Source organism: Sphingobacterium chuzhouense (genome assembly GCF_014692525.1).
Classification (GTDB): Bacteria; Bacteroidota; Bacteroidia; order Sphingobacteriales; family Sphingobacteriaceae; genus Sphingobacterium; species Sphingobacterium chuzhouense.
This window is the reverse complement of the sequence record NZ_JACNYL010000005.1, coordinates 72,055-85,142: the sequence shown is the minus strand read 5'-3', so window position 1 is coordinate 85,142 and position 13,088 is coordinate 72,055. Positions and strand designations below refer to the sequence as shown.

At 40.9% G+C, this 13,088-nt stretch carries 5 protein-coding genes; all 5 read right to left on the bottom strand.

Annotated features, from left to right (window positions below; translation table 11 throughout):
• Window positions 1-1,034 precede the first annotated feature (1,034 nt).
• The 5 genes from H8B21_RS18075 to H8B21_RS18055 are packed head-to-tail and all read right to left on the bottom strand — an operon-like array spanning window position 1,035 to window position 13,075.
• Window positions 1,035-3,419 carry an ABC transporter permease gene (locus tag H8B21_RS18075; RefSeq protein WP_190315258.1) on the bottom strand — a complete coding sequence of 795 codons (2,385 nt, stop codon included), beginning with the start codon at window positions 3,417-3,419 and terminating at the stop codon, window positions 1,035-1,037.
• A 38-nt stretch (window positions 3,420-3,457) separates the two neighbouring features.
• Window positions 3,458-5,866, bottom strand: coding sequence for an ABC transporter permease (locus H8B21_RS18070; protein ID WP_190315257.1), 2,409 nt, complete (start codon window positions 5,864-5,866; stop codon window positions 3,458-3,460).
• Between the two features lie 11 nt (window positions 5,867-5,877).
• Entirely contained in the window at window positions 5,878-8,268 is a 2,391-nt protein-coding gene (locus H8B21_RS18065; protein WP_190315256.1) for an ABC transporter permease, read from the bottom strand.
• A gap of 26 nt (window positions 8,269-8,294) precedes the next feature.
• Complete coding sequence (locus tag H8B21_RS18060) at window positions 8,295-10,655, bottom strand: ABC transporter permease (protein ID WP_190315255.1); 2,361 nt, start codon at window positions 10,653-10,655, stop codon at window positions 8,295-8,297.
• Between the two features lie 11 nt (window positions 10,656-10,666).
• Complete coding sequence (locus H8B21_RS18055; RefSeq protein WP_190315254.1) at window positions 10,667-13,075, bottom strand: ABC transporter permease; 2,409 nt, start codon at window positions 13,073-13,075, stop codon at window positions 10,667-10,669.
• Window positions 13,076-13,088 lie beyond the last annotated feature (13 nt).

Sequence of the window (13,088 nt, the reverse complement as noted above, 5' to 3'; positions counted from 1 at the left end):
CGTGTTACCCTCACCTTACGGCACCACAAGGAGCCTCGTTGTTGTTTAATATAATATCCAATTGTCTGTTTATTTTAGTTTTTTTTAGAAAATACAGTCTTATATCGCTAGCTGTGTATACCTTTCAAATTACGGTTAGTGACATCCTCCCGTTGTTGTCTGTTAGATCGTACGGCGAGCGGATGTTGTGTATACCTTTACGATAGGTTAATACTACCCGCAGATGATTGCTATTTTTATCGTGCTAGCTGTGTACACCTTTCAAATCGTGATTAATAACATGCTGTACGATTAAAAAAACACCAATATGTCAAAGAACAAAGCGATCCCATGGCAAGCCGATGCCTTAAAAGACAACCAAAGCCAGTCTCCCTCAAGTGGCAATGGAATCAAATACATGTTTTATGGAATCCTATACTGTCCTAATTGGTTTTTTACTTGCTGTTATGCGCTTTGCATGCATATAGGATAAAATGCTGAAGCCAGTTGTTGTATTAAACTGGAGATTTAATGATATTACGATAAGTAAACTTGTCTTTCATATTAAAAATCATTTGTTTCATTGTCAAATATACAACGATTTTTGTTTTATGCAAATAGATATTGTGGTTTTTTTATATTTTTTTTGCGTAAATGGATTTAGTTATTATTTGTTGTAGTTCAATAGCAAATCTAACATCAATGGATATGAAAATATACGAATCAAGTCTAAAGAATAAGCGGGATGCAGAGAGCTCACTTTTGAAGTATGTCAGCAAGCGTATTCGATGACGCTAAGCTATTGCTTTACCAATACTCCGCTCATGCTTCGATTATAATAGGAGATGTGTGGGTGATGTCCTAGAAATCTATCCGCCTCATTACCATGTAATACTCGGATATAACACGGACTCAACACGGACTCAAGTCGGATTTACCTACTCTTGTTATCGACGGATGAGTGAATCATTAGTGAATTGTCGGTGTATATACACATCGTCTTTGATGGTTTTTCAAATAAAAAACGGATAAATGAGTTCTTTGTTGTACAGAGATTATTCATCCCTTAAACTATCCACTGGATTAGTTTTCGCCGCCCGGATAGTTTGAATGCTGATGGTTATCAATGTAATCAATAAGCCTATAAAGCCTGTAAGGACAAACATCCACCATTCCAATTCTATTCGATAAACGAAATAATCTAACCACCTACTCATGATATACCAACCTATCGGAATGGCAAAAAGAAAAGCTACGCAAACCCACCTGACGAAATCTTTGGATAGTAGAAGCGTGATACCTGCTATGCTAGCACCTAATACCTTCCGGATGCCGATTTCTTTAGTGCGTTTAACAACCATAATAGATAATAACCCCAGAAAGCCTAAAGAACTTACGATGACGGAAATAGAGGCCGCTATCCATATCAGTTTTTCCAATAATGCTTCTTTTTGGTATAGATTACCAATTTGTTCATCGTAAAATTTATAGTCAAAAATTTCGTCTGGATACCACTGTTTCCATTCTTTTTCCAAATCTTCAAGCAATTGATTCGGATGGTCACCCCGATATTTTATAGCCAGGTTTTTAATGCGCATCTTATTATAACCGATAATGGTAGGCGATATACCTTCTTTTAAAGAATTGGTGTTGAAATCGCGAACTACACCAACAATTTTTCCTTGGTGTTTATCATTTAATCCACCTGCAAGCAGATCTTTTCCGATAATTTCGTGATAATCTTGGTAGCCTAAATTCCTAGCCATCTTTTCATTTATCAAAAACTCCGGATGCTGTTCATTGCCTTTGAAATTATGACCCGTTAACAATTGTATACCAAATGTATTGATGTAGGCGGAATCTCCGATAGCATAACGCGGCGCCCACGTCTCCCATTCTGCCCTGTTATCAAATTTGAAAGTCCCTCCCCAAACTTTATCGTTTGATGGCGGATTATCACAAAATGTGAAAGTCAGGATATCACTACGGTGTTGTAGAAAGGCAGTTATCTTTTCGGTATTGTCCCGCATTTCGTTGTTTAAGGGAAAGACAAGCACTGTTTCCCTATCGAAACCCATATCGGTATTTTTCAGGTAATGAACCTGGCTGACGATAACAATGGTGGTGGCGATTAATACTAGGGCAAGCACATTTTGGAATATAATCAATGCTTTCCGTCCTAATCCCCAGCTGCCCGTAACTTGTTTCTTTAATGCTGTTTGGATACTCGTTTTATGGAAGAAAAATGCCGGAAATAAGCTTGTTATTAAACAAATGGAAAACCAAATGGCCAAAGAAATAAAAAATAGGTTGGGGATCGACAACACCTGTAACGGTTCGTGAACAAACAGATAGCGGTTGCTCCAGTCAATGGCTATCCATAGAAATAGCCACGCTAACAACAAAGCAAATAAGGAAATCAATAACGATTCTACGAGAAATTGTAGGAACAATTGTCGTTTGGAGCTTCCGAGCACTTTCCGTATTCCCATTTCTGTACTTCTATAGAGCTGCTGGGCGGAAACCATATTCGTATAGTTGATGCCTGCCATAAACAGGATGCCTATAGCGATAACGGTCAATATCCCTAAAAGGGAAAATTGCGTAGCCTTTCCATAGTCCATATCGAAATGAAAAGCTGTTAAAGGAAGCAATTTATAGGTATAATATTCCAGCACATCCTTATGCCAGTGCTTTGCTATCAGTTGTCGAATACCCTCTTCTACGCTTGCTTTGTCCGCTGAATCGCGCAAGGTCAGGAGCATATTATTGGTGGAGTTGATAGATCCCCAGTTGTTAAAGAAGCCGTCATCTTTAGGGATTTGTCGAAGCTCGCTCGCAGAGGCGAGCGAAAAATATATCTCCGACCGAAAATCGGAGTTTTTCCTGCTATCGTCAACAATACCGACAACCGTTACAGGAAATTTGCTTTCTACCCATATGGTTTGTCCGATAGCTTCCTGGTCGCCGAAAAAGCTTTTTGCCATGGACTTTGTTAAAGCAACCGTTCCAGGTTCGTCCAACTGTTTCGGACTTCCTCTTAACCACGGAAAATCCATGATTTCAAAATAATCGGACGAAGTCAAGCTAGCTTTTCCTTCCGTTTTTCTAAGTTTCTTGCCGATTTTTAATGTAAAATCCTGCTTGTCCATGTATAGTGCCGCTTTTTCTACTTGGGGTAATTCTTGCCGGATAGCGTCATACATCGCATAAGAACCGCCCTTACTATGTTCTGTTTGATCGAGGTGCAAATCTTCCACTACGATAAAGGTGCGTTCCGCGTCGGGATGAAAGCGGTCAAAACTCAGTTGGTACGTATTGAAAGTATAAATAAACAGACAAGCGGCAATAGCCAGACCTAGACCCACTATATTTAATATGGAATGAAATCGATATTTCGCGATTTGACGGAGCGCTGTTTTTATATATATCTTGATCATTTTCCTTAGTTTTAATATTTTATAGCAGAATGAAAAGACTATTCATCCCTCAAACTATCCACTGGATTGGCACGGGCAGCCTGGACAGCTTTGAAGCTTACCGTAAGCAGTGCTGTGACAATAGTCGCAAAGCCAGCCAATACCAACATCCACCACCGCAAATCGATGTGATACGCGAAATTCTGTAGCCATTGTTTCATCATCCACCAAGAAAGCGGCGCAGCTAATGCGAAAGCCAGTATCACCAATTTCACAAAGTCTTTGGAAAGCAGTAGCACAATACCCGCAATAGAAGACCCTAATACTTTTCGGATACCGATTTCTTTTACACGCCTGTTAATCGTCAACAAAGCCAATGCAAAAAGACCGAGACAAGATATAGCAATGGCAATGAGCGCCGCACTGATAACGATACGGGAGAAGCGTTGCTCGTTTCGGTAGAGGTTTTGCGTATTTTCATCCAGATATGAAGGAGACACACTCGCCTTGGGATTTACCTTTTTCCATATATGCTCGACCTGTTGAATGGTTTCTGCCAGGTTATCCGTGTTTACCCGAACAAAAATATATTCGATGGAAAAAATATTAGGGTTCACCGACAATGTTAAAGGGTTAACCCTATTCCGTAAATCTTGAAAATTGAAATCATCAATGACACCTATCACGCGTGGGTTGCCATCTATTTCGATGCTTTTTCCGATAACATCATTCACGCCGCCTAGTTGTTCAGCCATTTGTTTATTGATGAGCACCGCAGCTGTGTCTGTTGAAAAGGCACGGTCGAAATCCCGCCCGGCTACCAATTTGATATCTAACGTATTCAAATAGTCGTAGTCGACACGCATAAAATTGGTGTAAACTTGTCTTCCTTCATAGTCAAATCCGAAGCGGCTCGTGGTCATATTTCCATCACGTCCACGTCCTATGTTAACATCCGATGCACTTACGCCACCTACCCAGGGCTGTGCTGTCAATTCGATACGCATCTGTGAAAGTGCGCGTTCAGCGTCGATGCCATTGCCGATAGGGATGCTGATAACCTCCGATTTATTGAAACCTAGCGGACGGTTGTTTAGAAAATTCAGTTGGGAACTCACTACGATCGTCGCCACAATCAGAACGATAGCAATAGAAAACTGTAAAATGGTTAATCCATTACGCAATAATCCGCTTCTTATATTAGCTGTACCTTTTAATGTCTGTATAATGTTTATACGGGCAATATGCCATGCAGGGTAACCACCGGCAATCAGCGTGATGACGATGAATACAAATAAAAAGACGAAGAGACTACGTGGAGAGAACAATTGCAACATATTCAGTTTGTAGTTCATGTGGGCATTGTATTCGTTTAATGCTAGCCACGTAAGACCTAAACCGATAACCAACGCTATGATACATAGCAACAACGATTCCGTCCACAACTGCCCCACGAGTTGTCGTGTTGAGCCACCTAATGTTTTGCGGGTACCGATTTCTCTGTTGCGCGTGAGCGAATTGGCTAAAGAAAGGTTGATAAAATTGGAACAGGCGATAAAAAGTATGAGTCCGGCGATAAGAAGTAGTATCCATGGGAACAATGGTGAACCACCATTACCTAACCCCAATTCATTGAGATGATAGCTATCCAATGGTAATAAATGTAAGGAGATATAATCTCCATTTTTGTCTGCTACAGCTCCATCGCGCTTTAACATATCGCTACTATTCTTGTAATAGAGCTGCATGAAAGCGCGAGCCGTGTTCGTAAAAGCATCGTTATCTATCTTGGGGGAAGCTAACTTAACGAATACCGCATGGTCTTCATGTTCCCAATTGTCAATCTGTGCAGTATAGTTTGGTTTTTGCTCAAACCGTAGCAAGGTATTAAATGTAAGACTAGAGTTGGAGGGAAGCTTCTCCATCACGGCGGAAATTGTTTTAGATTCCCATGCTCCGTCGAGATAAGCCTCTATTTGTTTACCAACTACATCCGTATGGCCGAACAGGTTATTTGCCATAATCTCATCAAGGACAATATTGTCCAAACCTGCTAACGCATGGTCATCACCTTGCTGCATCGGAAAACTGAAGATAGACAGAAAGTCGGCGTCGACATATTTATTGTCTGCTTCAAATAGCTTGTCGCCTTGGCGCAGCACAATACCGGAATTGTAATACCGACTAATCTGTTCGATATCGGGTAACTCCGATTTCAAGCTTGGAGCGAAAGGGGTAGATGCTGTTGAACTGTACCGTAGACCACTTTCAGGCTGTGTTTTAAAATAGAGCAGTCCGATACGGTCTTTGTTCGCATGAAAATTATCAAACGACAGTTCGAACATGGCTGTGAGATAGAGCAACGTAGCCGTAGCGATGGCGAAGGACAATCCAAAAATATGGATTCCACTTAATACTTTGCTTTTTCTGATATTTCGCCAGGCGATTTTTATATGGTTCTTGATCATGATTTTAGTTTTTACTCATCACGTAAACTATCAACTGGATTGGCACTTGCAGCCCGTATCGCTTGCCAGCTAACGGTTAAAAATGCGGTCGTCGTCGTAATGATTCCCGCCAAGGCAAACACCCACCATTCTAAAGCAATATGATATACAAAACCTTGCAGCCAGGTATCCATAATCCACCAGGCAATAGGTACAATGATAATCAATGCGACTAATATCAACTTAATGAAGTCAAACGTCAGCAAATTGACGATCTTGATGACAGAAGCTCCCAATACTTTACGTATACCGATTTCTTTGATACGCTGTTGTGCCGCATAAGCAGATAATGCAAATAAACCCATACAGGCAATTCCAATAGTAATCATGGAGAATAATCCCATGATTCTCGCCGTTTGTTGTTCATGTTTGTATAGGGATGTATAATCGTCATCCAGGAAATGAGACTCAAAAGCCACTGTTGGTTTGATTTTTTTCCAAACGCCTTCGATGGCCGTCATAGCTGAAACGATATGAGCATCTTTGTTAATCTTCACAAAGATGTTCCCAAAATAATCATATTCTGGAAAAACAACGATGGGCGTTACCTCTTCTTTTAAAGATTTAAAATTGAAGTTATCTACGACTGTTTTTACCTTTCCCACACGTCCATTGAGTTCCATCGTTTTCCCGATAGCTTCGCTAGGTTGTAAACCTAAAGATTTAGCGGTCAACTTGTTAATAATAAAGCTATATTCTCTTGCTTCTGTGGTATCGCGAGCCCTTGCAATATCATTATCCGTAAGATTACTGCCTGCAACAATCGGGATTTCAAATACGGCCAGAAAATCTTTTTCGACTGGAATCGCGCTTACACTCATCCCAAAGTCATTTCCTTTACCTTCAAATGCATTGATAGTATATCCTCCCTGTACATTGACTGGCGTATCATATGATGCAGTCACTCCTTCCACGAAAGAAAATAGTGTTAAATTATTCTTTAGGGCCGTTCGCTCAGCGTCTTTTAATACACTTCCATCAAGAACAATTATTTGGGATCGGCTAAGACCGGTATCTTTTGTCTGAAGATAGTGAAGTTGCCTAACTATCGCCAAGGTGCATATAACAAAGAAAATGGAAATACAAAACTGTAAAATGACGAGCGCTTTTCCTATGGTCAGTTTTCGTGTTAGGGTAATCTTGCCTTTTAATGTCATCAGTGGCTTTAGCGCTGAAATGACATAGGCCGGCCATCCACCGGATAACAGTGAAATTAGAAGTACAAATACAAGCAACACTAAGTAAAACAACGGATTAGACCAAACTTTCAATTCCATTTCTACACCGATGTATTGACTGAAAGCCGGAAATAAAACGCGGGCTAATATTACCCCAATAAACGTTGCAATAGAAACCATGAACAAACTTTCACATAGAAATTGGATGAAAATAGAACGACGTGCTACGCCTAGAAACTTTTTGACACCGATTTCTTTGGCTCTCTCTTCAGAACGGGCGAGGATAAGATTGGCGAAATTGACGCAGGCCAGAATAACAATGGAAATTGCCAATACAGCGAATATGTAAATGTAGGTGATGTTACCTCGTCCCCCTTCCGAATACAAATGGACATTTGCTAATTTTTCTATATTTATTCTTATAGGTGGCAAATCCGATGATGTAGATTCTTTAAACATGGTGTTCACCAATAGGTTTATTTTTTCTTGAACAGATTGAAATCTCTGTTCATCTTTGAGAAGTGCCAATGTGATATCATTTGCGGAATGCCAAACAGGTTCTCGATATCGATCTAATGTCTTATTTGACATTACGGCATGAAAGTTATATCGCGTGTTGGTTGGAGGATCAGCGACTACGGCAGTCACTCTCCATGGTTGTCCATCAATTTCGAGGGTCTGACCCACCGCAGATTGGTGCTGAAAATACTTCTTTGCCAATGTGGCCGTCAATACAATATCATAGGGTGCATGTAGCGCTTTATCTAAGCTTCCCTCTAGACATTCATAGGGTAGGACGTGAAAAAAATCTTCATCTGCGTACAATAATTTTTGTTCGGATATGATCTTTTCGCCTGTTTTCACGATAGACTCTCCCCCATATTCGTATAATCTTACGGCATATGCTACGTCCGGAAATTCTTCTTTTAGCGTTGGCGCTACAGCTGTGGGCGTTAAGTTACTGTATTTGTATTCGCTTTCATTTGGTGATTTGTATCCGTAGGAAATATAAGCTAGGCGATCGATATTTTTATAAAATCGGTCGTACGTCCATTCATGTACGATATACGCACTCAATAACAAGAAGCAGGTTATTCCTAGGCAAAGACCTATGATATTAAGAATCGAAAATCCTCGATTTTTTCGAATGTTCCTCCAGGCGATTTTTATATAATTTCGTATCATCTTTTTAACCTTAAATGTGTATCACGTTATTCATCCCGTAAACTATTCACCGGATTCGTCCGTGCGGCCCGTATCGCTTGTGTGCTCACCGTGAGCAATGCTATGATAATGGCCGTCCCCCCTGCAAGAGCCAACATCCACCACTGCATATTAATGCGGTACGTATAGTCATCTAGCCATTTGTTCATCGCCCACCACGAAATGGGAGAAGCGAGAAGCAAAGAAATGAGGACTAATTTGATAAAATCCTTGGACAGCATGGTACTGATGCCTGTTACGGAAGCTCCAAGCACTTTGCGGATGCCGATTTCCTTGATACGTGTTTCTGTTATATAAGAGGCCAAACCAAAGAGACCTAGGCAGGAAATGAAAATTGCCAATAGGGAGAATACAAACGCTAACGTGCCCATTTGTTCCTGTTCATGGAATTTTTGGGCATACTGCTCATCCACAAATTTGTAGCTAAATGGATAGGCTGGATTGAATTTCTTAATGATTTTTTCAATGCCCTGCAGATTTTGTGCCATGGGGAGCTGTGGATTGGTGCGCACGACAATATTTAATAAGTAGTGTTTCGAAGGGTAGGCTAATAAGGGTTTAATATCTTTATAAGGCGAGCCGATAATATGATCTTTTATTACGCCTACGATAGTATAGGTGTCGTCTCCCCATTTCAGATATTTACCTACTGGATTTTCAAGTCCCATACGCTTGATTGCCGTTTGGTTGAGCAGGACAGACATACTGTCGGCAGGCAGGTGGGCGTAATCGATATCACGTCCTTCAAGTAGGGTAAGCCTTAATGTTTCTACGAAATCACTTTCTACACGTGCGAGCGCAAAGGAGCTGTTGCTCTCTTGTTCCGGCGTAGCTCCCTCCCAGGAAAAATGTCCGGCGTCAGAGGCATAGTCTCCGGTAATAGTCCATCCTGTACGCGTAACATGGCTTGCCAGCTGGTTACTTATTAGTTCCGCTTTGATAGCTTCATAATTTTTGTCCATTTCACCTTCTGTCGGTATCTCGATTAATTGCGACACATTGTAGCCTGTTTCTCGTGCTCCCGCAAAATCGACCTGTAGTTGGATAACTAGTGTAGCCACAATTAAGAAAACAGCAATGGAGAATTGTACGACCACCAATCCCTCACGAAGGTTGAATAAACGTTGTGATTTGTGAACAATTCCTTTTAAGGTTTTTATGGGTTGGAATGCAGAAAGTACAAAAGCAGGATAAACGCCTGCAAGAAATCCCGTGATAAGAATAAAAGCAAGTCCCGTTCCCCAGATCATCGGATTAGTCCACGCTACTACCAATGGTTTATCCAAGAGGGTGTTAAAAAGAGGTAAAAAGAAAATTGTTAAAACGATAGCAATTATGCCTGCAAGAAAAGCCAATAATATAGATTCAAACAAGAATTGGCTGACTAAAGTTTTCTTTGGTGCACCGACTACCTTACGTACAGCGACTTCTTTGCTGCGTTTTTGACTCCGTGCTGTACTGAGGTTCATAAAGTTGATACAGGCAATCAGTAGAATTAACAAGCCAATGCCGCCGACTAAACGAACTTGTTCGATCTTTCCACCTACAGGTACACCATTCTTAAAGTGAGAATACAAATGCATCTTTGATATGGGGTAGAGAAATATAGAAGCCCATTTATTCTCTGGCGCATTTGCTTGCAATAAAGGTTGTATCTTTTTGTTGAAAACCGTCACATCAGTGCCATGTCGTAAAGAGACAAAAGTGTAGTAAGTGTTCGTATTCCAGTCATTACCATACAGCTTTTCTCTTGTAAATGGAATAAGATACGTGAAATCGAAATCGGTGTAGCTGGGCAAATCTTTAATGACTCCGCTTACCTTATAGGGTTCATTTATGCCCATAATCACAATTTTGTCCATGGGATTTTCATTGCCGAATAGTTTCTTTGCAAGGCTTTCCGTGAGAACAATATTATTTGGCTCGTCCAGCATCCGCCCAGCCGTGCCCTGCACGACCGGGAAATCGAAAATATTCAGGAAATCAGGATCTACTTCATTACCTTTCGATTTGATACGCTGTTTTCCGTAAGTGAATAGATCGTCACTGGACCAATACATACGGGCAGCATGTTCCACTTCAGGATATCCTGCCTTGAGTGCTTTTGCCGGGGCGCCCATGGTAATGTCGTGTACACGTATCTCGTTGTCTTTATCTGTACGGTTCCAAAGCTTATAAATATTCTCCTTGTTACTATAAAAATTGTCATACAAGAATTGGTTCTGTACCCATAAGGCAATCAACAGCACGGCTGTCATACCAATAGCGAGTCCGATGATATTGATGGTAGAAAAGCCTTTATTTTTCAAAAGGCTACGCCAAGCGGTTTTTATATAGTTCTTTATCATAATGTTAGTTGTTATTCATCCCGCAAACTATCTATTGGGTTAGCCCTCGCGGCATAATAAGTTTTGGTGGACAGTACTATAATAGCAACAACAAGCAGACCTAAAGCCGCAACCGCAAAGACCCACCAGCTTAACGTTGTTTTGTATACAAAATCGTCCAGCCATTTATTGATAAAATACCAGGCAATCGGAATGGCAATCATACAGGCTATCAATACCAAGAATGCCATGTTCTTTAAAAGCATAACAATAATTTGTGTGACCGAAGCACCCAGTACCTTTCGGATGCCGATCTCCTTTGTGCGTTGATTTGCCGTGAATATCGCTAAACCAAATAACCCCAATGACGCAATGGTTATCGATAGACCTACCGCCCATCCAAGCAATTTGGAAAGCTTAAGTTCCGTTTGATAAAACCCTTTGATAGTCTCATCTAGAAATTTGTATTCGAAGGGATCTTCGGGATAGATTTCAACAAATGCATTTTCAATTTTGGCAATGGCTGTTTTCCACGATGTGGGATGTTCCTTATCCAATGCTATATGGATGATGTGTCCGTGTTTTTTACTCCAGTACATGGTCGGACGTATCTCATAATGTGCGGAAGCGACATTAAAATCTTTCATCACCCCCACAATGGTATACTCTCCGTTGTTGAATGTTTTGCCGATGGCTTCCTCAGGAGAATCGATTTCAAGCAATGTCAACATTTTCTCGTTGATTAACGCCTCATACGTCGAATCCAGCATGCGGACATTCCTACCGGCCACTAGCGGGATGTCGTATACGCGTATGTAGTTTTCATCCCCGTGTCGCATATCGAACGACAGCTTGCGCTCCTCGTTTGCCGAAGCATCATAAGGAAGAAAAGTGGACATCCAGCCGTTGAATGCAGGCGATTGGTTCCCCAAACTTATGGCTTTGATTTCCGGAATTTCCATGAGTTTATTCTTGAGTATTTCGCCCTTGTTAGCCCGATCAAAATTGGGAATAAAGAAATTGATGATCGCGTCTTTACGGAAGCCCATATCCATTTGGGTGGTGAAATGGATTTGTTTGCTGACGAAAAGGACAGCTATCAGGAATACCTGGGCTAATACAAATTGGATTACCGTTAATGCTTTCCTCACCGATGCACTACGGGAAAGATTGGAGTTTTTGGATACTTGGTTTTTTAGTGCCAATACAGGCGCATAACCCGTCATGACCCAAGCGGGATAAAAACCTGCCAATAGTGTTACCAGTGATAGTTGGGTAAGCAGGAAAACGAGCGTATGTAAAATAGGGATATTGTCCAATGTAAATCCTTGCGGTAGAAAACCATCAAAGGCATAGACCCACATGGGAAGCAGTAAAATGGATAACAATGTGGCGAAACCTGCGACAATCCATGTTTCCATTAAAAACTGCTTAATTAAGCTTTTTTTGTTGCTTCCAAGGGTTTTTCGGATACCGATTTCTTTGGCCCGTTCAATAGATTGTGCAGTAGAGAGGTTGACGAAGTTGATCGTACCTAAAGCTAGTAGAAATATGGCTAATAATATAAGATTCCGTAGGGTCGCTGGCTTGACCGCATTCCAGTTAAATTCCGAATTAAAATGTACATCCCGCAACGGTTGTAACATGAATTTGTCGTCTCCTAGTTCGGAATCGGTTTTCTTGTGTTTAGCAACAAGTTCGGCTATGTTTTTTTCTACAACAGACGACGAGGTACCGTTATTTAACAGGACTAGACATTGGTGACTGTCGTTATAGGCATTCCAGGCATCCCAATGATAGAACTCTTTTAAGTTTTCATTCGCTTGAATCGTGGCTGTTGATAGATAACCTTTAAATTTAAAATCGGAGTTTTCTTTCATTTCAGCAACTACACCAGCGATTTGCAAGGGTATGCTATCGGCATATAGGATCGTCTTTCCGACGGCTTCCGTTACAGCTGTTTGTGGGAAATAACGGTAAAAATATTCTTCACTGAGTACGATTTGGTTGGGCCGTTCTAAGTTTTGCACGTCGCCCGATAACCATTGATGTGGGTAGATCGTGAAATAATGTTCGTTGGTGAAGACAAAGTCCTTTTCGTTAGAGAAGACGGTAACATCATCCTGTTGACCTTTTTCGATCTTTATTTTGGCATCATAAATTTCAAAAATAGGAACGACTGTTTCCAGTCCGGTGACTTCTTCTTCTATCGTACGAATCAATGGAACCAATATACCCGAATTTTTGAAATCTCCGTTGCTAACGATGCGATACACACGGTCGCCGTGTGGAAGATGCTTATCGAAGCTATAATCATAACGAATCATAAGGAAAATGACCAAGGTGGCGCAGATACCGATGGATAAGCTCAAGACATTAATCGCTGTGATTAACTTGTTCTTCGTAATGTGTCTAAATGCTGTCGTAAACAATGTTTTCATCGTTGTGTATGAA